Raw genomic sequence first — 23361 nt, forward strand, 5'->3', positions numbered from 1 at the left:
AGGAAGGGAGTCGAGAGCATGGGCGTTGATGTAAACGTCATTTTTCAAATTGCCGGAGTAGGCATCGTCGTGGCCTTTCTCCATACGATTTTAGACCAAATGGGGAAGAAAGAGTACGCTCAGTGGGTGACGCTGCTTGGGTTTATCTACATCTTGTTTATGGTGGCAACCATTGTAGATGATTTGTTTAAAAAGATTAAAGCCGTATTTCTATTTCAAGGATAGGGGAGGGCTTACAAATCGAAATCATACAAATTGTTGGACTTGGTTTAATCGCTACTTTTTTAGCATTAATCGTCAAAGAACAAAAGCCAACCTTCGCCTTTATGCTTGTCGTTTTTACTGGATGTGTGATTTTCCTTTATTTAATTGATCAAATCTATGCCATTATCTCAATGATTGAAAAAATTGCAGCAAGTGCTGGCGTCAATATGAAGTATGTTGAAACCATATTGAAGATCATCGGCATTGCCTATATTGCAGAATTTGGCGCTCAGCTGACAAAAGATGCTGGACAGGGCGCCATTGCATCAAAAATAGAGCTAGGCGGTAAGATTCTCATCTTGGTTATGGCAGTCCCGATTTTAACAGTCATCATTGAGACGATCTTAGGGATGATCCCGTCCATGACGTAAATGAAAAGAGGTGACGACAATGAAACGGGTGACCGCTGTAATGGGATTAATGCTTTTCTTTTGGCTGTTTGCTCCGCATGCAGGTGCAGAAGAAAAAGAACCTTTATCTAATGAACAGCCAGCAGCAGAGGAAGTGGCGAATGGACAGGCTGATGCACTTGAGCTTCATTCCATCAGTGACTTTTGGGAAACCATTTTGGACGAGTATGGCGGCTTTTTGCCAGAAAGCCAAAAGGGCACAGTGAAGGAAATGATTGACGGCGATAAAGAGCTGTCTCCCGAAACATGGCTGAAAGCCTTTGTACATTATCTATTTCACGAGGTCATTGCAAACGGAAAGCTCCTAGGTACTCTCATTTTACTCACCATCTTTTGTTCGCTTTTGCAGCTTTTGCAAAATGCCTTTGAACAAAGCACTGTCAGCAAAGTCGCATATGCTCTTGTTTATATGGTGCTGATTATTATTGCACTCAACAGCTTTCATGTGGCGATTTCCTATGCCACAGAAGCTATTCAAACGATGACCAGTTTTATTCTTGCTCTTATTCCTCTTTTACTAGCGCTTATTGCTTCATCAGGCGGGCTTGTCTCAGCCGGATTCTTTCATCCTGTTATTTTATTTTTAATGAACACTAGCGGTGTTTTCATTCAATATGTCGTTCTTCCGCTCATCTTTTTATCAGCGATATTGAGCATTGTCAGTACGCTGACCGAACAATACAAGGTCACCCAGCTTGCGCAGCTGTTAAGAAATGTGGCAATTGGCGGGCTTGCCGTTTTTTTGACCGTTTTTCTCGGCGTCATTTCCGTTCAGGGTGCATCTGCGGCGGTTACTGATGGAATCGCTCTTCGTACAGCCAAATTCATTACCGGTAACTTCATCCCTGTTCTAGGCAGAATGTTTACAGATGCGACGGATACCGTGATCAGCGCCTCTGTTTTACTTAAAAATACAGTTGGACTAGTTGGGGTCGCCATTTTGATTTCAATTGCCGCCTTCCCGGCGATTAAAGTACTTTCGTTAGCCCTTATATATAAGCTTGCTGCCGCGATCCTTCAGCCGTTAGGGGGCGGACCCATCATCAGCTGTCTTGATGTCATTTCAAAAAGTGTGCTGTATATATTTGCCGCACTTGCAGTTGTGTCGCTCATGTTCTTTTTAAGCATTACCGTCATCATCACTGCGGGTAACCTGACCATGATGATGAAGTAAGGAGGGGACACCTTTTGAGCTTTCTCACGGAATGGATCACAAGTATTATTCTCTTTATCTTATTTGCGATTGTCATTGATCTTCTGCTTCCCAATTCGAGCATGCAAAAGTATGCAAAAATGGTCGTCAGTCTGCTGCTCATCGTCGTAATGCTCAATCCGATTTTTGCTTTATTTCGAGCAGATCCTGACCAAATTTTTTCAGAATTGATGAAAGGGAAGGAAGAAGCGCAGTCAGAAGAAATAAAAAATCAGATGAATTTAGAAAAAAAAGAAATACAAGCCTCTCAGCGTGCATATATTTTAAAGCAAATGGCTGTCCAACTAGAAAAAAGCGCAAAGGAGCCACTGGAGAAGGAGAGCTATGAAATGAAACACGTAGAAGTGCTGGCTGATGAGGAGCATCTGGATCAGAATATGGAGGCGGATCAATTTCGCATCAAAGCAGTTCTTTCCCCGCTCACAGGTGATGCTGTAGAAACGGTGGCAAAGGTGGACATTGATCTCTCCAGGCAAAAGGAGGAAAGCGCTGAATCTTCTAGCAAAGAGATCACGAGGGTAAAAGAGACGCTGGCTGATGTTTGGAATACGAGTCCTGAGCACATCGCGCTGAACATTGAGGGAGGTGACGCAGCAGATCATGAATAACAAGGACTGGAAACAAAAGCTGAAATCATTCTTCCAGCCGCCTGAAAAAGGTGAAGGGAAACCCAAATTAACGAAGCACCATTACTTGCTGCTTGTATTCATTATCGGCGTATCTTTCATGTTAGTCAGTCAGATCTTGTCACCGCCATCAAGCAAACAACAAGCTGCGGTTCCTGCTGCTAAAAAAACATCCTCAGAAGAGCAGGAAGTATTCAAACCGGCATCCTCAGGTAAACCAAAGAATTCAATTGAGGACGTGGAGCAAGAATACGAAAACCAGCTGAAAGAAATTTTAGAGACCATCATCGGCGTTGAGGATGTATCCATCGTGGTCAATGTAGATGCAACGTCTTTAAAAGTGTTTGAAAAAAACAAATCCAATAAAAGTACAACGACCGAGGAAACAGATAAAGAAGGCGGCGTACGAAGTGTCACCGATCAAACAAAAGAAGAAGAAGTCGTCATCATCAAAAATGGCAATGAAGAAACACCAGTCGTTGTGCAAACGAAAAAACCAGAAATTCGAGGTGTCCTCGTTGTTGCTCAAGGAGTAGACAACGTTCAAATAAAGAAAACCATCATTGAAGCGGTTACACGAGTGCTTGATGTACCGAGCCATAGAGTGGCTGTTGCCCCTAAAAAAATCAAGGAGGATTCGGAATGATGTTAAAAAAACAAACGGTTTGGCTATTAACGATGCTAAGTTTAGTTGTCGTATTAAGTGTGTACTATATCATGTCTCCACAGGGTGAAAATGCAGTGACAGTAGAAGATACGAAATCTAAAGGGACTGAAGAGAAAAAGGTTGAAACAGAAAAAGGAACGGACAAAGGAATGGAAAAAGGCGCTGATAAGAAATCCACTGACAAAGAAACAAACGGCAAACAAGAGGATATCGAAACAAGCGGTGAAGAAGGAAAGGCTGTGTCAGAGCAAACAGACGATGAGCTTTTTACAACATACAGACTAGAGCTGGAAGATAAACGAAGCAAGCAGCGCGAAGAATACAACGAAATCGTCTCCAGTGACGATGCAACAGCGCAAGAAAAAAGTGAAGCATACGATCAAATGACAGCGCTTAGTGAAGCAGAAGGAACTGAGCGTCAGCTCGAGACCTTGATCAAAACAAAAGGCTATAAAGATGCGCTCGTAAGTGCTGAAGGAGATAAAGTGAGCATCACGGTTCGTTCTGATAAAAAATCAAAGTCTCAAGCGGCCGATATTATTGATATGGTAACAAAAGAAATGAGAGGTCTTGATAACGTAGCTGTCACTTTTGAGCCCACTAATCAATAAAAAATGAACTGGCGCCCTTTGCTGAAAAGGGCGTTTTTTGATGCGGCTTGACGCCCCTTCCAAGGTGCTTTCGCGAGACGCTTCGCCACAATAGTAGTTGAATTCATTGAAATCCTCCTGTAAGATGTGTATAGTACGTACTTTTAGTACTAGCCTATAATTAAAAGATAAATCCATACATAGGGGTGCAAATCCATGTTAAAAATTGAAGAAATTCATGAACTGATTAAATTAATTGACGACTCTACAATCGACGAATTTACGTACGAAAACGAAGGTGCGAAAATCAAACTGAAGAAAAATAAAGAAGTCGTTCAGCAAGTTGCGGCACAAGCACCAGTGGCTCCTGTCCAAGCAGCTCCAGCTCAACAAGCTCCTACAGCACAAGCTCCAGCTCAGACTGAAGCCCCTGCACAAGAGGCAACTGCGTCTGAAAATCTGCATAAAATCACATCCCCAATGGTTGGCACATTTTATGCTTCCTCTTCACCAGAAGCAGATCCATACGTGACAACAGGTTCTAAGGTGAAGGAAAATTCAGTTGTATGTATCGTTGAAGCGATGAAACTGTTTAATGAAATCGAAGCAGAAGTAAAAGGTGAAATCGTCGAAGTATTAGCTGAAAACGGTCAGCTTGTAGAATTCGGACAACCCCTCTTTCTAGTGAAAGCAGAGTAAGGAGTACGATCATGATTAAAAAGCTATTAATTGCAAACAGAGGAGAAATCGCAGTTAGAATTATCCGCGCTTGTAAAGAGCTTGGAATTGAAACTGTTGCGGTATTTTCTGAAGCGGATCGCGATGCGCTGCATGTACAAATGGCTGATGAAGCATATTGCATCGGACCAACTGCTTCTAAAGATAGTTATTTAAATGTCACGAATATCGTCAGCGTAGCAAAATTAACAGGAACAGATGCCATCCATCCAGGATACGGCTTTTTAGCAGAAAATGCAGACTTTGCAGAGCTTTGCGAGGAATGTAATGTAATCTTTGTTGGACCAACCGCGTCAGCGATTTCCAAAATGGGAACAAAAGATGTCGCGCGAGAAACAATGAAGAGTGCAGGCGTCCCGATCGTTCCTGGTTCTCAAGGAATTGTAAAAGATCTTGATGATGCTGTTTCAACAGCAGCTAGTATTGGGTATCCTGTCATTATTAAAGCAACTGCAGGCGGAGGCGGTAAAGGAATCCGTGTGGCTCGTACAGAAGAAGAGCTTATTAACGGAGTCACCATCACGCAGCAGGAAGCGGCGCAAAACTTTGGGAACCCTGGTGTCTATTTAGAAAAGTTCATTGAAGACTTTAGACATGTGGAAATCCAAGTGCTTGCAGATCAGCATGGCAATACGATTCATTTAGGAGAGCGTGACTGCTCGATCCAAAGAAGAATGCAAAAGCTTCTTGAAGAAACGCCATCACCAGCACTGAATGCAGACATCCGTGAGCAAATGGGTGAAGCAGCCGTAAAAGCAGCAGAAGCTGTTGAATATACAGGTGCTGGAACAGTTGAATTCATTTATGATTATAATGAAGAGAAGTTCTACTTCATGGAAATGAATACTCGTATTCAAGTAGAGCATCCTGTGACAGAAATGGTCACAGGTGTAGACTTGATCAAAGAACAGATCAAGGTTGCATCAGGTGAGAAGCTTTCTCTTACACAAGAGGATGTCGTATATGAAGGCTGGGCGATCGAATGCCGTATCAATGCAGAGAACCCAGAGAAAAACTTCATGCCTTCAGCTGGTGAAATTAAAATGTATCTTCCGCCAGGCGGTTTAGGAGTACGTGTTGATTCTGCCGCTTATCCGGGCTATGTGATTCCGCCATATTATGACAGCATGATTGCAAAAGTGATCACATATGGTAAGACGAGAGAAGAAGCGATTGCGAAAATGAAACGTGCGCTTCAAGAATTCGTCATTGAAGGAGTCTACACAACGATTCCATTCCACCTTAGATTGCTCGAGCATGAAACATTTGTGAGTGGTAATTTTAATACGAAGTTTTTAGAAACATACCAAATCATGAAATAATCACAGCTTTCGGAGGTGAATGATCGTGTCAGAAAACAATTTGCTTGAAATGAACCTTGATGAAGATCAATTGGGAAAAGTGCAAATTGCACCAGAAGTGATTGAAGTCATTGCTGGGATCGCCGCTTCAGAAGTCGAAGGCATTGCCGAAATGCGCGGCAATTTCGCTGCTGATGTAGCAGAACGCTTTGGTAAAAAAAATCACCGTAAAGGTGTAAAAGTAGATGTCTCTGATGAAGGCATCACAATCGATGTGTATTGTGTGGTTGAATTTGGCCTATCCATTCCAAAGGTATCCACTGCTGTACAAGAAAATATCCGTCAAACCCTTTTAAACATGACTGCCTTAACGATTAATGAAATTAACATTCATGTCGTTGGCATTCAATTTGATACAAAAGCACCTGAGGCTGAAGTAGATCAAGAAATGTAAAGAAGGGTTCAAGTGAAACCAAGGAGGCATTGCCTCTTTGGTTTTTTAAAGCCCATTTTTGGGTGATTTCCGAATATTGATAACGTCACGTGTTGATTGATTCGTTTTTCGTCACAGCTCGCATGGATCTTGGTGCGACCACGGTCAAAATATGTTATGATCTCTGTATGGCTTAACGACAAGCGGATAAAGTGGTTAAAGGAGTAAATAATGAAAAGAAGAACTGCAAGAGAAAAGGCGTTACAAACATTATTTCAAATTGATGTGAGCAATATTGATCCGAAAGAGGCCATTACACATGCGCTGGATGAACAAGAATCAGATCCTTTTTTCGAGGAACTGGTTTTCGGTGTGCTTGAACAAAAGGACAAGCTTGATGACATGATCTCACAGCATCTAGTGAATTGGAAACTCGATCGTATTGCAAACGTAGACAGAGCCATTTTAAGGCTGTCTGTGTACGAGATGGTGTATCAAGAAGACATCCCAGTTAGTGTCTCAATGAATGAAGCGATTGAACTTGCCAAATTATTCGGCGATGATAAAGCACCGAAATTTGTAAATGGTGTACTTTCGAACATTAAAAACGACCTAAAGCAGCAATAGGAGGATTCGACATGACAGCAACAATCATCGATGGGAAAGAAACAGCAAAAGAAAAGCGTGAACAATTAGCAAAAGAAGTAGAAGAGCTAAAACAAAAAGGAGTCACACCTGGTCTTGCCGTTATTCTAATCGGTGATGATCCGGCTTCACTTTCTTACGTACGCGGGAAGAAAAAAGCAGCAGAAGCAATGGGCATGCATTTCCAGCTTGATCATTTAGATGCTTCTTTAACAGAAGAAGAATTGCTTCAGCTGATTGATCAGTACAATGCGAACGATCAATTCCATGGGATTCTTGTTCAACTTCCACTGCCTAAACACATTTCTGAAAAAGCCGTTATTGAACGTATTTCACCTGAGAAAGATGTAGATGGTTTCCATCCATTAAATATCGGGAAAATGCTGCTTGGGGAAGATACATTCCTTCCTTGTACACCAGCAGGTATTGTTGAATTATTGAACAAAACGGGAGTCGATCTTTCTGGAAAAGAAGTGGTTGTTGTGGGACGCAGCAATATTGTCGGCAAACCAGTTGGACAATTGCTGTTAAATGAAAACGCAACGGTTACTTACTGCCATTCAAGAACGGCAAATATTTCAGAACACACGTTAAAAGCGGACATTTTAGTTGTTGCCGTCGGTCGAGCAAACTTTATTAAAGCTGACCAAATCAAAGAAGGCGCAATTGTCATCGATGTAGGAGTCAATCGTTTGGATACTGGGAAGCTTGTTGGGGATGTTGATTTTGAAGGAGCAAAAGAAAAAGCTTCTTACATCACACCAGTCCCTGGCGGAGTCGGTCCAATGACGATTACGATGCTTGCACACAATACGGTTAAATCAGCAAAACGTACATTAGCATAAGCTTTATCCATTCATCCACCTGCATGCTGCCGGTGGATGAATGTGCGTTTTTGAAGAGGAGGAATACGTCATGAGTGAAAAAGCCTTTGTGACGGTCACAGCCCTTACAAAATACATAAAAAGAAAATTTGATGTTGATCCGCATTTAGAAGATATTTGGATCAAAGGTGAGTTATCCAATGTGAAGATTCATTCAAGAGGTCATGTGTACTTCACCTTAAAAGACGAAAACGCACGCATGCAAGCTGTCATGTTCCAGCGTTCCGCAGCAAAGCTGCCTTTTTCACCAAAAAGCGGAATGAAAGTGTTTGTACGCGGCGGGATTCAAGTATATGAACCAAGCGGCAACTATCAATTATATGCAAAAGAAATGCAGCCTGATGGTGTTGGTGCTCTTCATCTCGCTTATGAAGAGCTGAAGAAAAAGCTGGCAAGTGAAGGCTTATTTGATGCGCGCTATAAAAAACCAATTCCTGAATATCCAGAGGTTGTTGGTGTCATTACATCCCCAACAGGAGCGGCTGTCCGGGATGTCATTACAACGATTAACCGGCGCTATCAGCAGGCGAAAATCATTGTGCTTCCGGCGCTTGTCCAAGGTGAAAATGCCACTCGTTCAATCGTAGAGAGGATCAAGGAAGCAAATGAAAAACAGCTCTGTGATGTCTTGATTGTCGGAAGAGGAGGCGGTTCGATCGAAGAACTTTGGGCCTTTAATGAAGAAGCTGTCGCAAGAGCAATCTTCGCATCAGACATTCCAATCATTTCTGCAGTAGGGCACGAAACGGACTTTACAATCAGTGATTTTACTGCAGACATGAGAGCACCCACACCAACAGGAGCAGCCGAGCTCGCTGTTCCAAGCACAGCCGATTTAATAGAACGAATCAAATCCATCGACATTCGGCTGACAAGGGCCGTGAAGAATCGAACATCACAAGCGAAAGACCGTCTTGTGGCGCTGCAATCCTCTTATGCTTTCCGTTTTCCAAAACGATTGCAGGAGCAAAAAGAGCAGCAATTCGATTTGGTCTTTGACCGTTTTCAAAAACAGCTGACGAGACAAATTGAACAAAAACGCAGTCAACTAGACCGCCAGACATACAGGTTGAAGCCGCTTCATCCAAAAGAGCAGCTGCTTCAAGCGAAAAAACGCTATGCCAATGAAACAGAACAGCTCATCCGAAGCATGAATGTGCAAATGAAAACAATTCATTCGCAGTTCCAATCTGTTCTTGGTAAACTAAATGCATTAAATCCACTTCAAGTGATGGAAAGAGGCTACAGTTTAGCCTATAAAGACGATGAACTGATTAAAAGTGTGAACCAAGTCGATACGAAGGATCAGCTGGCTATCACCATGAAGGATGGACGTCTGATTTGTGAGGTTATTGAGAAGGAGGGGCAATCATCATGACAGAATCAAATAAACAAAAAGAAGAACAAATGACATTTGAAGAAGCGATGAAAGGTCTTGAGGAGATCGTTGGGAAGCTCGAAGAAGGAGATGTACCACTTGAGCAAGCCATTCATTATTTCCAAGAAGGCATGACACTTTCAAAGCTTTGTCATGAAAAATTACAGCACGTTGAAAAGCAGATGGATTTCATTTTAAAAGAGGACGGTGAGCTGGCTCCTTTCTCAGTGAAGGAGGCAGATGCTGGTGACAAGTAATTTGCAGGATTTTTTAACAACACGAAAACAGGCCATTGAAGATTATTTATTTACATATGTTCAGGAATTGAAGATTCCAGAAGACCTCAAATCTTCGATGCTTTACTCTCTTAAAGCTGGAGGGAAAAGACTTCGTCCTGTTCTCGTTCTTGCTTTATTACATGCCTACGGCAAAAAAGAAGAAGATGGCATACCGGTTGGCTGTGCTGTAGAGATGATTCATACGTATTCATTGATACACGACGACCTTCCTTGCATGGACGATGATGACCTTCGCAGAGGAAAGCCGACCAACCATAAAGTATACGGGGAAGCAACAGCGGTTCTCGCTGGCGATGCTCTTTTAACAGAAAGCTTCCGTCTGATTACATCTCAGCTATCTAGCAGCGTCTCTCCTGACCAAAAACTCAAAATCGTAGATGAACTTGTGAAGTCAGCAGGTGCGCTAGGCATGGTTGGCGGGCAATTTGATGACATGGAAGCAGAGCAAAAACAAGTCCCGCTTGCAGAACTAGAATCCATTCACGCCCGGAAAACAGGAAAGCTTCTCACATTCAGCGTCACAGCAGGTGCCATGCTGGCAGGTGCATCAGATGACGAAATCGAAAAACTAAGAGAATTCAGCTATCATATCGGTATTGCTTTTCAAATCCGTGATGACATTTTAGATCTCGAAGGAAGCGAAGAAAAAATAGGAAAACGGGTCGGCTCTGATACAGCGAATGAAAAGTCGACATATCCTTCTTTATTAACGCTTTCAGGAGCAAAAGAAAAACTGCACGAGCACATCACACGTGCAAAAGAAATTGTCTCAAATCTTGAAATAGAGCAGCAATTGCTGCATGAGTTATGTGATCTGATCGCCTCAAGAGATCATTAAAAACAGCCTAGATTTGAGGGTCTTCGAGCAATTGTGGTAAACTGTAAACAGTTTATCATGATGAGACAACTCTTATTCCCGCTTGGTTTTCATAGGAATAAGGCATTATATATGTAGATAGAAATTTTGTTGAAAGCGAGTTGATCCTGATTGGATCTTTTATCAATAAAAAATCCAACGTTTCTAAAAGGAATGTCAATAGCAGAATTAGAGGAGCTTAGTGCTGACATTCGCATGTTTTTAATTGAGTCCTTGGCTAACTCTGGAGGGCATATCGGTCCGAACCTGGGTGTCGTTGAACTTACGGTTGCCCTTCATAAAGTATTTGACAGCCCGAAAGACAAATTCCTTTGGGATGTTGGACATCAGTCTTATGTTCACAAGCTGTTAACTGGGAGAGGGGCGGAGTTTGATACGCTTCGTCAATATAAAGGACTTTGCGGATTTCCTAAACGAAACGAAAGCGAGCATGATGTATGGGAAACAGGTCACAGCTCAACGTCATTATCTGGCGCGATGGGTATGGCGGCGGCGCGTGATATTAAAGGAACAGATGAATATATCCTGCCGATTATCGGAGATGGTGCATTAACCGGAGGTATGGCGCTGGAAGCTCTGAATCATATCGGTGATGAAAAGAAAGATATGATCGTCATCTTAAACGATAATGAAATGAGTATTGCACCAAACGTCGGCGCGATTCACACAATGCTTGGCAGACTGCGCACAGCAGGCAAATACCAATGGGTAAAGGACGAGCTCGAATATTTATTCAAGCGGATCCCAGCTGTAGGCGGAAAGCTTGCTGCCACAGCAGAGCGTATTAAAGACAGCCTCAAGTATTTACTTGTGTCTGGCATGTTCTTTGAGGAAATGGGATTCACTTACTTAGGTCCTGTCGATGGACATTCTTATGAAGATCTTTTTGAAAACCTTGAATATGCAAAGAAAACAAAAGGTCCTGTCTTGCTACATGTCATCACGAAAAAAGGAAAAGGCTATCAGCCGGCAGAATCCGATAAAATTGGGACTTGGCATGGTACAGGTCCATACAAAATTGATACAGGTGACTTTGTAAAACCAGCAGCAGCTGCCCCGTCATGGAGTGGTCTTGTCAGTGAAACAGTCAGAAAGCTTGCGCGTAAAGATGAGCGAATTGTGGCCATCACGCCTGCGATGCCTGTTGGCTCAAAACTTGAAGGCTTTGCAAAGGAATTTCCAGAGCGAATGTTTGATGTAGGAATTGCTGAGCAGCATGCAGCCACAATGGCAGCTGGGCTTGCGACGCAGGATATGAAGCCATTTTTAGCGATTTATTCTACGTTCCTGCAAAGAGCCTATGATCAAGTGCTGCATGATATTTGCCGCCAGAACCTCAATGTATTTATCGGGATTGACCGTGCGGGTCTTGTTGGTGCAGATGGAGAAACGCATCAAGGTGTGTTTGATATTGCCTTCATGCGTCATATGCCGAATATGGTGCTCATGATGCCGAAGGATGAAAATGAAGGTCAGCACATGGTCAATACAGCCATTCAGTATGATGACGGTCCTATTGCCATGCGTTTCCCGCGTGGAAATGGGTTGGGCGTGAAAATGGATGAACAGCTGAAAACCATTCCGATTGGGTCTTGGGAGGTTCTTCGTCCAGGGAAGGATGCCGTCATCTTAACATTCGGAACGACGATTAAAATGGCACTGCAAGCAGCTGAGGAACTTCAAAAAGAAGGAAAATCAATTCGTGTCGTCAACGCTCGGTTTATTAAGCCGCTTGATGAAGCGATGCTAAATGACATTCTTTCTGAAGGGATTCCGATTTTAACGATTGAAGAAGCTGTGCTCCAAGGCGGGTTTGGCAGCAGTGTATTAGAATATGTACACGACAAGAAAGCATCACATATCAAAGTAGAACGGATGGGTATCCCAGATCAATTTATTGAGCATGGAAGTGTTGATGCCCTGCTTGAAGAAATTGGTCTGACGAAAGCACAGGTTGCTGAGACTTTACGTGGCCTGCTTCCCGCAGCACCAAGAAAAGGAATTGGATCATGACATCAAAGAAAGAACGACTTGACGTTTTATTAGTCGAACAAGGACTAATGGAAACAAGAGAGAAAGCAAAGCGTGCCATCATGGCAGGAATCGTTTACTCAAATGAAAACCGTTTGGATAAACCAGGAGAGAAAATTGCTCGTGATACGCCGCTCACAGTGAAGGGGAATCCTCTCAAATACGTAAGCCGAGGCGGGTTAAAGCTCGAAAAAGCGCTCAAAGAATTTGACCTGACAGTTGAAGGGAAATTGCTGATTGATATTGGCTCATCTACAGGCGGATTTACGGATTGTGCTCTTCAAAATGGAGCGGTCAAATCATATGCTGTAGACGTTGGCTACAATCAGCTCGCGTGGAAATTAAGGCAGGATGACAGGGTGATCGTCATGGAGCGCACCAATTTCCGCCATTCCGTCCCAGCTGATTTTACTGAAGGATTGCCAGAAGTGGCTTCAATTGATGTATCTTTTATTTCACTTAAACTCATTCTGCCAGCTTTAAAACATATTCTTGTTCCGGGTGGTGACTGTATTGCACTCGTCAAGCCTCAATTTGAAGCGGGCAGAGACCTTGTTGGGAAAAAAGGCATCGTGCGCGAGCCGTCTGTCCACCTCGGTGTACTAGAAGAGATGAATCAATTTGCTGCTAAAGAAGGCTATGATGTAAAGGATGTTTCATTTTCGCCTATCACTGGTGGAGACGGAAATATTGAATTTCTGCTTCATTTAGTGCTTCATCCTGATCAAGAAGAAAATGCGGCACTTCCTGCTTCAGAACTTGAGAAAGTCGTGAAGGAAGCCCATTCTGTATTGAAAGAAAAGAAAAACAGCCCTGAGCCGGCTGACACATGAGATGATTGATACAAAAGGAATAATAGCTCGCTATTATTCCTTTTCAGATTGTTGACAAAGGGTTAAAATGATCTTTATTTTAGCCCTTTGTCTTCTTTTCAGCGTGATAGAAAACCTTTGAAGTCTAGGAAGTTCGAGCACTGGAGCGGAGCGAATTTGACATTCGTGAGCACCAGCGCGCAGGACTGACACCGAATGCGAGGGTTTGTCTACACGCTGAAAGGAATAATAGCTCGCTATTATTCCTTTTTACATGGTCAAAAGACGAGAATCGGCTGGATCTCACGTAATGCTTGTTTTTTGAAGTGTGCATCATATAACATAGAACGTAAAGACAAACTGAGAATAAAACGCCTAGGGGGGTCAAATATGAATAAAGGTCAAAGGCATATTAAAATTAGAGAAATCATTGCAAGCCAAGAAATTGAAACACAAGATGAATTGGTCGATATTTTGAAAGCCGATGGATATAACATCACACAAGCGACCGTTTCTAGAGATATTAAAGAATTACATTTAGTGAAAGTTCCGACGAACAATGGAACATATAAATACAGTCTTCCTGCGGATCAGCGGTTTAACCCGCTGTCAAAGCTGAAGCGATCCCTAATGGATGCATTTATCAAAATGGATGCTGCCAGTCATTTAATTGTTCTGAAAACAATGCCGGGTAATGCTCAGGCGATTGGTGCTTTAATGGACAATTTAGATTGGGAAGAAATTATGGGAACGATTTGCGGAGATGATACCATTTTAATCATTTGCCGCACTCCAGATGATACAGAGACAGTTTCGAGCAAAATTTTAGAGCTTCTATAAAGAATCAGGTTTACTAAAAGAGGTGTCAAATGAGTGTTAGCAGAACTAACCATTAAAAACTTTGCAATCATTGAAGAGTTAACGGTTTCATTTGAAAAAGGACTCACAGTCCTAACAGGGGAAACAGGTGCCGGAAAATCCATCATGATTGATGCTGTCTCACTTCTCGTGGGAGGAAGAGGGTCCTCTGAATTTGTCCGCTACGGTGAAAAAAAAGCAGAGCTGGAAGGGCTTTTTCTTGTACCAGCCGATCATCCTGTATTTGCTCTATGCGAAGAGCAGGGAATTGACGCATCAGATGAAATGATGATCCTCCGCCGTGATATTAACAACAGCGGGAAAAGCATTTGCCGGATTAATGGAAAGCTTGTCACCATCTCACTTTTACGTGAAGTAGGACGGCTTTTGCTTGATATACATGGTCAGCACGATAACCAGCTGCTTATGGAAGATGAAAATCATCTGCATTTGCTCGATCAATTTGGAGCAGAAGAAATTGCACCGGCTCTCTTGCAGTATCAAGAAGCATATGATCAATATATGAAAACGGCTCAAAAGCTAAGACAGCTGTCCGAGAATGAGCAGGAAATGGTGCACCGCTTAGATTTACTGCAATTTCAGCTAGAGGAGATTGAGGCAGCGCAGTTAGAGCCGGGAGAAGATGAGCGGCTTCAGGAAGAGCGTCATCAAATCAGCAACTACGAAAAAATCTATTCCTCACTTCAAAACGCGTATAACGCCTTGCGTAATGAACAAGGAGGACTAGATTGGGTTGGCATGTCCTCAAGCGAGCTTGAGCAGGTGTCTGAGATCAATGATGATTTGAAAAAGCTATCTGAACAAGTATCGAATTCCTACTACTTATTAGAGGATTCAACTTTCCAAATGCGAAGCATGCTGGATCAATTAGAATTCGATCCGGCTCGTCTTGATTTTATTGAATCCAGGCTGAATGAAATGAAGCAGCTAAAACGAAAATACGGCACAACCGTTGAGGAAATTTTGGAGTATGCGGCGAAGATTGAAGAAGAAATCGATCAAATTCAAAATCGAGACAGCCATCTGCAGACGCTCAAGAATAAACTGGATGCGATGAGCCGTGATGCCCTGCTGGAAGCACTTAACGTTTCGGAGCTGCGTAAAAAATGGGCCAAAAAGCTAGCGAAGCAAATTCAAACGGAGCTCAAGGATTTGTATATGGAGAAGTCATCATTTGATACAGCTTTTTCTATTCGATATGCGCCTTTTGGAAGCACCGATTGTCCGCTATTAGACGGAAAACCTGTCCAGCTCGGGAAAAATGGAATCGACCAAGCGCAATTTGTCATTTCTACAAATACAGGCGAACCGATGAAATCTTTATCGAAAGTAGCCTCAGGTGGAGAAATTTCACGTGTCATGCTCGCTGTGAAGAGTATTTTCTCAGCCAAACAAGACGTCGCATCCATTATCTTCGATGAAGTTGATACAGGCGTCAGCGGCAGAGTCGCACAAGCCATTGCTGAAAAAATTTACAAAGTAGCATCTGGATCACAAGTGCTCTGCATTACACATCTGCCTCAAGTAGCCGCAATGGCTGACACACATCTCTTCATTTCGAAACGCTCAAAAGCGGGCAGAACACTGACGAGTGTCAAACCATTAAGTCATGAAGAAAAAGTGAGTGAAATTGGCCGGATGATTGCCGGTGTGGAAGTCACAGAGCTGACAAAACAGCACGCAAAAGAACTATTGCACCAAGCAAATGATGTCAAAACAACAGGGTAGCTGAATCATCAGCTGCCTTTTTTATGTTGTGTAAAAGACGGCGTATATACCCATAAAATCGTCTTTTTCTTTTATCAATTTATCCAATCATTTTCTAAAGCTGCCGGTTATAAATCCTCTCGAAGAAGGCAAAAGTAAAGATGTAGCCAAAACATGAGTGTTCTGGTGTGGGTAAGGAGCGAGGAGAGTGAAAAATGAATGCCCGAAAAGATGAGAAAAGCCATTGGTGTGATTCTCCTTGTTTCTTTAATAAGTACAGGGTTTATGAGCATAGTGAAGGAATACATCAGCATTCCAACAAATGTTGCTGTATTTGAAAAACAGAAGCACTCAATTGACACATCGATTGAAGCGTCAGCCAATGCTTCTTCGCCAGCCTTTAGCCTTTCAGAGAAAGAGAATCAGCTGGATATTACAGGACAAAAGGCGGGAAAAGCCGAAATTGTTTATGATTTTAAAGGATTTCCTATTAAGAAAACAAAAGTTGATGTTCTCCCTGAATTAAAAGTCGTTCCTGGAGGACAATCCATTGGCGTCAAGCTCCACTCTGTAGGAGTTCTCGTTGTAGGTTTTCATCAAATCACAACAGCAGACGGCAAAAAATCACCAGGTGAAGCCGCAGGCATTCAATCAGGGGATATGATCATTGAAATCAATGGTCAAAAAATGGAGAAAATGAATGACCTCACCCCATTTATTCAGAAAGCAGGGAAAACGGGTGAAACCCTTCGTTTGCTCATAAAGAGAGATCATAAAACCTTTCAAACAACATTAACACCCGCAAAAGATGCAAGTGAAGGCATCTATCGAATTGGTCTTTACATTCGTGATTCTGCAGCAGGAATCGGCACGATGACCTTTTTTGAACCTTCATCTAAAAAATATGGTGCCCTTGGGCATGTGATTTCTGACATGGATACAAAAAAACCAATTGTTGTCGACAATGGTGAAATTGTCAGATCAACAGTGACATCGATTGAAAAAGGTACAGGAGGCAATCCTGGAGAAAAATTGGCGAGATTTTCTTCCGAAAGAAAAACAATAGGAGATATCTCCCGCAACAGCCCTTTTGGTATCTTTGGTACGTTAACCGAAAAGCTTGAAAATCATGTAGCAGATAAACCACTTCCAGTCGCTTTATCAAATGAAGTAAAAGAAGGCCCAGCAGAAATTTTAACCGTTGTGGATCATGATAAAGTGGAGAAGTTTGATATTAAAATCGTCAGCACAACACCGCAGAAATTCCCAGCAACTAAAGGAATGGTATTGAAGGTAACAGATGAGCGGCTCTTAAGCAAAACGGGCGGAATCGTCCAAGGAATGAGCGGAAGCCCCATCATCCAAAATGGCAAAGTCATTGGAGCTGTCACACACGTATTCGTCAATGATCCGACTAGCGGGTACGGCGTACACATTGAATGGATGCTGTCAGAAGCAGGAATCGACCTTTATCAAAAAAACAAAAAAGCAAGCTGATCTTAAACTGCCGCGAATCTTCCGGCAGTTTTTTTCTACCCTTTCTTTCTCTTCCATCATGTTATAAAATAAGGAAAAAGAGATTTTTCGACAAAATGGAAAAAAGCTTGTTGTCAAATTGCAATAATCGTCGATTCGTTAAGAAAAACGTAGAAAAAGCTAGATAATGCTCTATTATTCGGAAAATTAAAGTTTTTTAAAGGTGATAGCATGGTTTTGTCGAATTGAACACTCAGAAGAGAAATGCAAAAGACTAAAGGAATCGACATTGGGGAGGAAAGAACGTGGAGAAAATTAAAGTGTGTGTAGCTGATGACAATCGAGAGCTTGTTGGCCTTTTGACAGAGTACATTGAGGGACAGGAAGATATGGAAGTACTTGGCGTGGCGTATAATGGTCAGGAATGCCTGACATTATTTAAAGATAAAGAGCCCGACGTTCTCCTCTTAGATATTATTATGCCTCATTTAGACGGTCTTGCTGTACTAGAACGCCTCCGTGAAAACGATGAAATGACAAAACAGCCAAGTGTGATTATGCTAACAGCCTTTGGACAAGAAGATGTCACGAAAAAAGCAGTTGATTTGGGCGCATCTTATTTCATTTTAAAGCCATTTGATATGGAAAACCTAGTAGGTCATATTCGTCAAGTCAGTGGAAACGGCACACAAGTTACCCATCGCTCTTCATCAATCCAAAACAGTGTTCTTCGCAACAAACCTGAACCGAAACGTAAAAACTTAGATGCGAGCATTACGACCATTATTCATGAGATTGGCGTGCCCGCTCATATTAAAGGGTATTTATACTTAAGAGAAGCGATTTCTATGGTGTACAATGACATTGAGCTTCTCGGAAGCATTACTAAAGTGTTGTACCCAGACATTGCAAAGAAATTTAACACGACCGCCAGCAGGGTGGAACGGGCGATTCGTCATGCCATTGAAGTCGCTTGGAGCAGAGGGAACATTGATTCCATTTCCTCACTCTTTGGTTATACTGTCAGCATGTCAAAAGCGAAACCAACCAATTCAGAATTTATTGCCATGGTAGCTGATCGTTTGCGATTAGAGCATAGAGCTAGCTAGTTTATTTTTCATGAAAAAACGTTTCTTCATTGAGACGTTTTTTTATTTTGAAACATGTTGTCAAAATTTGGTTAGGTTGATAAAATCATCTTAATGTTTAAATTGGACAAACGGGTTGCTTTATTTTCAGAATAAAATGAAAAATAAAGCATGAAAAAAATAAAAAAGACATAAAATAATGGTAATCAGCTGCGCCAATCGATCATGAAGTCTTCAAAATAGAAGAAGAAAACGCTCATTCGTAAGAAAAAGGATGAAAGGAAAAGGTCTTATGGAAATGGTAATTAAAGCAAACGAGATCGAAAGTTCTATTTCTATTGACCTGATTGATTGGCGTTTTAAAGTCACTGGCTTCTTAGAGATTGTGCCATTTGAACTGAATATTCCCATTGTCGAATTTAATAATTTTCACATTCTTTTACTATGCTATAATAATGAAAAGAAGAGGGTGAGGTTATGGGAAAGCTGAAAATCCACTCTGCTGAGGTAGCGAACGAAATTAGCAAGTGGACGAGGGTCATTTCTCAGAATGACTTAGAAAAATCTGCTGTCTATAAAGAGAAAATTCAGAATTTGCTAAAAAATACAGATGAAGACCGTGAAGTTCTCCTTTATTATCAGCTTGTTGACGGCAGACATGAAATGTTACTTGGAAATATTGAAAAAGCCAATCAAATTATGAAAAGTGTCGGAACGCTTGATGAGAAGGCAGATGACATTATTAATTTTTATTTTTACTTTTACAAAGGCCAATATGCTGCATATGTGAAAAAGTATGATGAAGCCATTAGTTTTTACAAAATTGCAGAACAGCGGCTAAAACGTGTGAATGAAGACCTTGAAGTAGGAACTTTTCACCATAAGGTTGCTTCAATTTATTACGAACTGAAACAAAACTTCATATCCATTAATCATATTAAAAAAGCCATCGATACATTTAAAGCGCATGAAGAGTATACAGCGCAGGCAATTGACAGCTTGATTTTACATGCAAGTAATTGTATTGATTTGTTCCAATTCGATGAAGCAGAGGAGAAGTATCAAGAAGCACTTGAGAAAAGTAAGCGCATTAACAATGAAGTGCTGATTGGGAAATGCTATCACAATTTAGCTGTTCTTTATTATGCAAAGCATGATTATGAAAAAAGCGCACATTATGCAAAAAAAGGAATGGGCATTCAAATTCACCGTGACAATAGTCATTATTACATCCAATCTTTATATGTTCTGGCAAACGCCTTAGTGCATCTAGGAGATCAAGAGGCGAGGGAATATATTAAAGAGGGTATTCTGTATAGCTGTGATATCCAAAATAATGAATATATAGTAAAATTTGAAATTTTGGATTTGATGTGCGAGAATAGTGGGGCAGCAGACGTATTCTCTGAAAAATTAGACTACATAGAAAAAAATAGATTATATGTGGAGCTTGAGGATTTGTCTGAACAAATATCGAAATACTTCAAGGAACGAAATGATTATCAAAATGCCATTCGTTTTCTTGAAAAGAAATTCGATGCACAAATACTTCAAAAGAAAGTGGAGGTTATCTTATGAAAAAGTTGTTGTTAGGTGTAACCGTTGTTACAGCAGTCGCAGTTGTTTCTTCCCTTTTTGCTCTTGACGCAGAGACGACAGAGCAAGCCATCAGAGCGATTACGTGATCGAATTTATCTGTCAACCTCTTCATGCGAATCAGAAGAGGTTTTTTTATGTGCTCAAAACTGGAAAAACGAAAAAAGACACGTCATAATGAAAGGAAGCATCATATTTAGAGGTGACCTATGACGAAAATTTTTGCACACAGAGGCTTTAAAGGCATTTATCCTGAAAACACCATGATAGCCTTCGAGCATGCACTCCATTCGGGAGCTGACGGAATTGAGCTGGATGTTCAGCTGACGAAAGACGGCAGACTTGCTGTTATTCACGATGAGAAACTGAACAGGACAACGAATATGAAAGGTTTAGTGAAAGACCATACATATGAAGAATTAAAAGCGGGAGATGCGAGTCATTCTTTTTATGAAGAAACCGGTGCTGTATCCATTCCTCTTTTAGAGGAAGTATTAGAGCTAGTGACGCAGCAATCATCATTGATCATTAATATTGAACTGAAAAACTCCATTTATCGATATCCAGGTATCGAGGAGAAAGTAAAAAAGCAAATCGAGCATTTTCAAATAGAAGACCGTGTACTTGTTTCATCGTTTCATCACGGCAGTTTAGCTCTTTTTCACAAACTGATGCCGCATGTTGAACTTGCTGTACTCACAATGGATGTGATTCATCAGCCGGAGATGTATATAAAAACAGTACCAGCAAGAGGCTATCATCCAAATATTAAGGGTGCAGGCGTGACCAAAGAGGTTGTGTCAACTCTCCATGCATCTCAGCAAGTAATCAGGCCGTTTACAGTAAACAGTGAAAAGCAAATGAAAAACATGTTTTCCTTAGGTGTTGATGGCATTTTCACTGATTTTCCTGACCGAGCCGTGAAAATAAGAGAAGAAATGAAATAAAGACCTGCTATCATCAGCGGGTCTTTTTTCACGTTTTATCTCTGCTTAAAGCGAGCAGTCACTTTATTTCGTTTACGGTCTCTATATAAAATAAAGCCAGCCACTACATAAAGACCTCCCCCTAAAAATAACAACCCTGCAATTCCTTGCAGCCATAAAAATGGAAATGGTGCAATGATGATGCCGAAAACAGTGTCACGCAGCAGCTTAATCCCAAGTGCAGCAAGCGCGCCAGGTATTAAAATAATCACTAGTGCAAGTATTCTCCCCATCAAATGTCCCCTTAAACGTCATTTACTTCCATTGTCTAATTCAAAAAATATTTTGTCAAGAAAGGAAAACGTGGTAATATAAGAGTTGTGCAATTTTTTGCAACGGAAAAATATGGTGTGCAAATTTTTTCATATAAAGGGGTAACGGGATGCAGAGAGTCTTGATTGTCGGTGCGGGACAGGGTGGATCAGCATTGCTAGAAACATTGCTGAAAACAAATATGATTCAAATCATTGCGATCGCCGACCTTGATCTTGAGGCACCGGGGATGGCAGAAGCGAAAAAGAATGGAATTGATACGACAACGGATTGGAAAGAATACATAAAAGATGACATTGATATCATCATTGAAACAACGGGCAGTTCAGCAGTGCTGAAAGAGCTGATGGAAGAAAAGCCGGAGCATGCTGTCATTGTTCCAAGTTCAATGGCTTACGTCATATCAGAATTAATGTCAGAAAAACAACAGCTAATTCAAATATTAAAAGAACAAACCTATAAGCATGACCGCATTTTTAATGCAACGAACGATGGGATGATTTTTATAAACATGGACGAAGAAGTCGTCCTGTTTAATCGATCAGCGGCCAAAATGGTTGGATGTTCGCAAAAAGATGCGATTGGCCGCGACATACGAGAAGTGATCCCAAACACAAAACTTCCCGACATTTTAAGATCGAGAGAGCCAGAATTTAATCAAAAACAATTTCTGAACCAGCAAATACAAATTGTCACAACGCGTTTGCCAATTATTGATGACGCGGGGAGAATGCTAGGTGCTTTATCGATCTTTAAAGATATTACAGATGCCGTTGAGCTTGCGGAGGAAGTAACGAACCTTAAAGAAGTGCGAACCATGCTGGAGGCGATCATTCAATCGTCAGATGAAGCCATATCGGTTGTTGATGAGCAGGGAAAAGGGATTTTGATCAACCGAGCTTATACGAAAATGACTGGATTAACAGATAAAGAAGTTGTGGGGAAACCTGCAGGTGCAGATATTTCTGAAGGAGAAAGCATGCATTTGAAGGTACTTGAAACAAGAAGACCGGTTCGAGGCGTCAGAATGAAAGTCGGGCCGAATAAAAAAGATGTGATCGTCAACGTAGCGCCGGTTATCGTTGATGGCATCTTAAAAGGCAGTGTCGGCGTCATTCATGACGTATCAGAAATTCAATCACTCACGAATGAACTAAATAAAGCAAGGCAGCTTATCCGGACACTTGAAGCAAAGTACACATTTGAAGACATCATTGGAGAAAGTGAGCAAATGCTTGTGGCACTTGAGCAGGCAAAGCTAGGCGCAAAAACGCCAGCCACCATTTTACTCCGGGGAGAATCAGGTACTGGAAAAGAGCTGTTTGCGCACGCCATTCACAATGAAAGTGACCGGAAATATAATCGCTTTGTACGGGTCAACTGTGCAGCCTTATCTGAGACTCTTTTAGAGTCAGAGCTTTTTGGCTATGAAGAAGGAGCGTTCTCTGGTGCAAGGCGCGGCGGGAAAAAAGGACTGTTTGAAGAGGCGAATCAAGGCAGCATTTTCTTAGATGAAATTGGTGAAATGACGCCAAGTACACAGGCGAAGCTGCTGCGCGTCATGCAGGAGAAAGAAATTGTAAGAGTAGGCGGAACAAAGGCCATACCAGTTGATGTTCGTGTGATCACGGCGACAAATGTCAATATTGAAAAAGCGATGGCGGAAGGAAAGTTCAGAGAGGACTTATATTATCGCATGAACAGATACCCGATCTCTATTCCGCCGCTAAGGCAGCGCCTTGAGGATATTGACTCGTTAAGCAAACGTCTCATCCAAAAGATCAATTTAGACTATGGACGGAACGTGCGCGGGTTAACAGAACAGGCGCTTCATAGACTGCGATCATATAAGTGGCCTGGAAACGTAAGAGAGCTTGAAAATGTACTTGGACGAGCCATGATCTTTTTAAACCCGCAAGAAGAATGGATTGATGAGGGGCATATTTCATTCATGGAGTCTGAAGAACAGGAAGAAAAAGAGCAGCAGGAACTGGCTGTCAGTCAATTTGAGGGAGAGACGCTTTCGGATGCTGTTGAGGCATTTGAAGCGCAGCTGATTAAACAAACCCTTGAAAAGCATCAATTCAATCGCACGAAAACAGCGAAAACGTTAGGGATCAGCATACGGAACCTTTACTATAAAATGGATAAATATCAACTTGCAAAAGATAGCATGCAATAAAATGCA

The 23361-nt window shown here is 41.7% G+C and carries 24 protein-coding genes; 23 read left to right on the plus strand and 1 reads right to left on the minus strand.

All coding sequences use genetic code 11. The features are described from left to right. Nucleotides 1–18 precede the first annotated feature (18 nt). The 22 genes from spoIIIAC (at nt 19) to AC20OE_RS07900 (ending at nt 20861) form a co-directional block, all read left to right on the plus strand. A complete protein-coding gene (spoIIIAC, locus tag AC20OE_RS07795) occupies nt 19–225 on the plus strand; it encodes a stage III sporulation protein AC (protein ID WP_003153142.1) in 207 nt (68 codons plus the stop codon). Continuing rightward, nucleotides 222–635: a stage III sporulation protein AD gene (gene spoIIIAD / locus AC20OE_RS07800; protein WP_087978339.1), complete on the plus strand. Its 414-nt coding sequence runs from the start codon at nt 222–224 to the stop codon at nt 633–635. Before spoIIIAC ends, spoIIIAD begins: the two co-directional genes overlap by 4 nt. A 19-nt stretch (nt 636–654) precedes the next feature. Then, nucleotides 655–1848, plus strand: a complete 1194-nt coding sequence (gene spoIIIAE / locus AC20OE_RS07805; protein ID WP_059374872.1) for a stage III sporulation protein AE — start codon at nt 655–657, stop codon at nt 1846–1848. Between the two features lie 14 nt (nt 1849–1862). Beyond that, nucleotides 1863–2495, plus strand: a complete 633-nt coding sequence (gene spoIIIAF / locus AC20OE_RS07810) for a stage III sporulation protein AF (RefSeq protein WP_041086144.1) — start codon at nt 1863–1865, stop codon at nt 2493–2495. Beyond that, on the plus strand, nt 2488–3159 hold the full coding sequence (gene spoIIIAG / locus AC20OE_RS07815) for a stage III sporulation protein AG (RefSeq protein ID WP_039179881.1): 672 nt from the start codon (nt 2488–2490) through the stop codon (nt 3157–3159). Before spoIIIAF ends, spoIIIAG begins: the two co-directional genes overlap by 8 nt. Beyond that, nucleotides 3159–3791 (plus strand): SpoIIIAH-like family protein, encoded by a 633-nt coding sequence (locus AC20OE_RS07820; RefSeq protein WP_024428006.1) that lies wholly within the window; start codon nt 3159–3161, stop codon nt 3789–3791. Before spoIIIAG ends, AC20OE_RS07820 begins: the two co-directional genes overlap by 1 nt. A 195-nt stretch (nt 3792–3986) precedes the next feature. Continuing rightward, nucleotides 3987–4469, plus strand: a complete 483-nt coding sequence (gene accB / locus AC20OE_RS07825) for an acetyl-CoA carboxylase biotin carboxyl carrier protein (RefSeq protein ID WP_039179875.1) — start codon at nt 3987–3989, stop codon at nt 4467–4469. An 11-nt stretch (nt 4470–4480) separates the two neighbouring features. Further along, nucleotides 4481–5830: an acetyl-CoA carboxylase biotin carboxylase subunit gene (gene accC / locus AC20OE_RS07830; RefSeq protein WP_039179872.1), complete on the plus strand. Its 1350-nt coding sequence runs from the start codon at nt 4481–4483 to the stop codon at nt 5828–5830. A 25-nt stretch (nt 5831–5855) separates the two neighbouring features. After that, nucleotides 5856–6263, plus strand: a complete 408-nt coding sequence (locus AC20OE_RS07835) for an Asp23/Gls24 family envelope stress response protein (RefSeq protein ID WP_034280262.1) — start codon at nt 5856–5858, stop codon at nt 6261–6263. 210 nt (nt 6264–6473) lie between these two features. Further along, nucleotides 6474–6869, plus strand: a complete 396-nt coding sequence (gene nusB / locus AC20OE_RS07840) for a transcription antitermination factor NusB (protein WP_012010530.1) — start codon at nt 6474–6476, stop codon at nt 6867–6869. 11 nt (nt 6870–6880) lie between these two features. Further along, nucleotides 6881–7732, plus strand: coding sequence for a bifunctional methylenetetrahydrofolate dehydrogenase/methenyltetrahydrofolate cyclohydrolase FolD (gene folD / locus AC20OE_RS07845; RefSeq protein WP_039179869.1), 852 nt, complete (start codon nt 6881–6883; stop codon nt 7730–7732). Nucleotides 7733–7802: 70 nt separating this feature from the next. Then, on the plus strand, nt 7803–9149 hold the full coding sequence (xseA, locus tag AC20OE_RS07850) for an exodeoxyribonuclease VII large subunit (RefSeq protein ID WP_059374870.1): 1347 nt from the start codon (nt 7803–7805) through the stop codon (nt 9147–9149). Continuing rightward, nucleotides 9146–9406 carry an exodeoxyribonuclease VII small subunit gene (locus AC20OE_RS07855; protein ID WP_003215880.1) on the plus strand — a complete coding sequence of 87 codons (261 nt, stop codon included), beginning with the start codon at nt 9146–9148 and terminating at the stop codon, nt 9404–9406. Before xseA ends, AC20OE_RS07855 begins: the two co-directional genes overlap by 4 nt. Further along, on the plus strand, nt 9390–10286 hold the full coding sequence (locus AC20OE_RS07860) for a polyprenyl synthetase family protein (RefSeq protein WP_197412135.1): 897 nt from the start codon (nt 9390–9392) through the stop codon (nt 10284–10286). Before AC20OE_RS07855 ends, AC20OE_RS07860 begins: the two co-directional genes overlap by 17 nt. A gap of 150 nt (nt 10287–10436) precedes the next feature. After that, nucleotides 10437–12338, plus strand: a complete 1902-nt coding sequence (gene dxs, locus AC20OE_RS07865; protein ID WP_059374868.1) for a 1-deoxy-D-xylulose-5-phosphate synthase — start codon at nt 10437–10439, stop codon at nt 12336–12338. Next, complete coding sequence (locus tag AC20OE_RS07870; RefSeq protein WP_366203852.1) at nt 12335–13189, plus strand: TlyA family RNA methyltransferase; 855 nt, start codon at nt 12335–12337, stop codon at nt 13187–13189. The genes dxs and AC20OE_RS07870 overlap by 4 nt, the downstream gene beginning before the upstream one ends. A 369-nt stretch (nt 13190–13558) precedes the next feature. Beyond that, nucleotides 13559–14008 carry a transcriptional regulator AhrC/ArgR gene (ahrC, locus tag AC20OE_RS07875; RefSeq protein WP_024422938.1) on the plus strand — a complete coding sequence of 150 codons (450 nt, stop codon included), beginning with the start codon at nt 13559–13561 and terminating at the stop codon, nt 14006–14008. A gap of 33 nt (nt 14009–14041) precedes the next feature. Next, nucleotides 14042–15775 carry a DNA repair protein RecN gene (recN, locus tag AC20OE_RS07880; protein ID WP_126681610.1) on the plus strand — a complete coding sequence of 578 codons (1734 nt, stop codon included), beginning with the start codon at nt 14042–14044 and terminating at the stop codon, nt 15773–15775. Between the two features lie 198 nt (nt 15776–15973). Continuing rightward, a complete protein-coding gene (gene spoIVB, locus AC20OE_RS07885; protein WP_039179850.1) occupies nt 15974–17251 on the plus strand; it encodes a SpoIVB peptidase in 1278 nt (425 codons plus the stop codon). A gap of 284 nt (nt 17252–17535) precedes the next feature. Beyond that, nucleotides 17536–18339, plus strand: coding sequence for a sporulation transcription factor Spo0A (gene spo0A, locus AC20OE_RS07890; RefSeq protein ID WP_059374866.1), 804 nt, complete (start codon nt 17536–17538; stop codon nt 18337–18339). Nucleotides 18340–18795: 456 nt separating this feature from the next. Further along, a complete protein-coding gene (locus tag AC20OE_RS07895; RefSeq protein ID WP_048239244.1) occupies nt 18796–19896 on the plus strand; it encodes a Rap family tetratricopeptide repeat protein in 1101 nt (366 codons plus the stop codon). A 227-nt stretch (nt 19897–20123) separates the two neighbouring features. After that, nucleotides 20124–20861: a glycerophosphodiester phosphodiesterase gene (locus AC20OE_RS07900; RefSeq protein ID WP_058838020.1), complete on the plus strand. Its 738-nt coding sequence runs from the start codon at nt 20124–20126 to the stop codon at nt 20859–20861. Between the two features lie 35 nt (nt 20862–20896). On the opposite strand, the gene AC20OE_RS07905 is transcribed toward AC20OE_RS07900, so the two are convergent. Next, entirely contained in the window at nt 20897–21133 is a 237-nt protein-coding gene (locus tag AC20OE_RS07905) for a DUF2627 domain-containing protein (protein WP_039179838.1), read from the minus strand. 149 nt (nt 21134–21282) lie between these two features. On the opposite strand from AC20OE_RS07905, the gene AC20OE_RS07910 reads away from it, so the two are divergent. Further along, a complete protein-coding gene (locus AC20OE_RS07910) occupies nt 21283–23355 on the plus strand; it encodes a sigma-54 interaction domain-containing protein (protein WP_059374864.1) in 2073 nt (690 codons plus the stop codon). Nucleotides 23356–23361: the final 6 nt, after the last annotated feature.

The organism is Bacillus sp. SRI_025 (assembly GCF_057592095.1).

Bases quoted from the DNA above. Each gene is read 5' to 3' on its own strand.
- xseA (WP_059374870.1), top strand. From the start codon at position 7,803: ATGAGTGAAAAAGCCTTTGTGACGGTCACAGCCCTTACAAAATACATA.
- AC20OE_RS07905 (WP_039179838.1), bottom strand. From the start codon at position 21,133: ATGGGGAGAATACTTGCACTAGTGATTATTTTAATACCTGGCGCGCTT.
- AC20OE_RS07855 (WP_003215880.1), top strand. From the start codon at position 9,146: ATGACAGAATCAAATAAACAAAAAGAAGAACAAATGACATTTGAAGAA.
- accC (WP_039179872.1), top strand. From the start codon at position 4,481: ATGATTAAAAAGCTATTAATTGCAAACAGAGGAGAAATCGCAGTTAGA.
- AC20OE_RS07870 (WP_366203852.1), top strand. From the start codon at position 12,335: ATGACATCAAAGAAAGAACGACTTGACGTTTTATTAGTCGAACAAGGA.
- AC20OE_RS07910 (WP_059374864.1), top strand. From the start codon at position 21,283: ATGCAGAGAGTCTTGATTGTCGGTGCGGGACAGGGTGGATCAGCATTG.
- AC20OE_RS07820 (WP_024428006.1), top strand. From the start codon at position 3,159: ATGTTAAAAAAACAAACGGTTTGGCTATTAACGATGCTAAGTTTAGTT.
- ahrC (WP_024422938.1), top strand. From the start codon at position 13,559: ATGAATAAAGGTCAAAGGCATATTAAAATTAGAGAAATCATTGCAAGC.
- AC20OE_RS07900 (WP_058838020.1), top strand. From the start codon at position 20,124: ATGACGAAAATTTTTGCACACAGAGGCTTTAAAGGCATTTATCCTGAA.
- accB (WP_039179875.1), top strand. From the start codon at position 3,987: ATGTTAAAAATTGAAGAAATTCATGAACTGATTAAATTAATTGACGAC.
- spoIIIAC (WP_003153142.1), top strand. From the start codon at position 19: ATGGGCGTTGATGTAAACGTCATTTTTCAAATTGCCGGAGTAGGCATC.
- nusB (WP_012010530.1), top strand. From the start codon at position 6,474: ATGAAAAGAAGAACTGCAAGAGAAAAGGCGTTACAAACATTATTTCAA.
- spoIIIAG (WP_039179881.1), top strand. From the start codon at position 2,488: ATGAATAACAAGGACTGGAAACAAAAGCTGAAATCATTCTTCCAGCCG.
- AC20OE_RS07860 (WP_197412135.1), top strand. From the start codon at position 9,390: ATGCTGGTGACAAGTAATTTGCAGGATTTTTTAACAACACGAAAACAG.
- spoIVB (WP_039179850.1), top strand. From the start codon at position 15,974: ATGCCCGAAAAGATGAGAAAAGCCATTGGTGTGATTCTCCTTGTTTCT.
- folD (WP_039179869.1), top strand. From the start codon at position 6,881: ATGACAGCAACAATCATCGATGGGAAAGAAACAGCAAAAGAAAAGCGT.
- spoIIIAE (WP_059374872.1), top strand. From the start codon at position 655: ATGAAACGGGTGACCGCTGTAATGGGATTAATGCTTTTCTTTTGGCTG.
- AC20OE_RS07895 (WP_048239244.1), top strand. From the start codon at position 18,796: ATGGGAAAGCTGAAAATCCACTCTGCTGAGGTAGCGAACGAAATTAGC.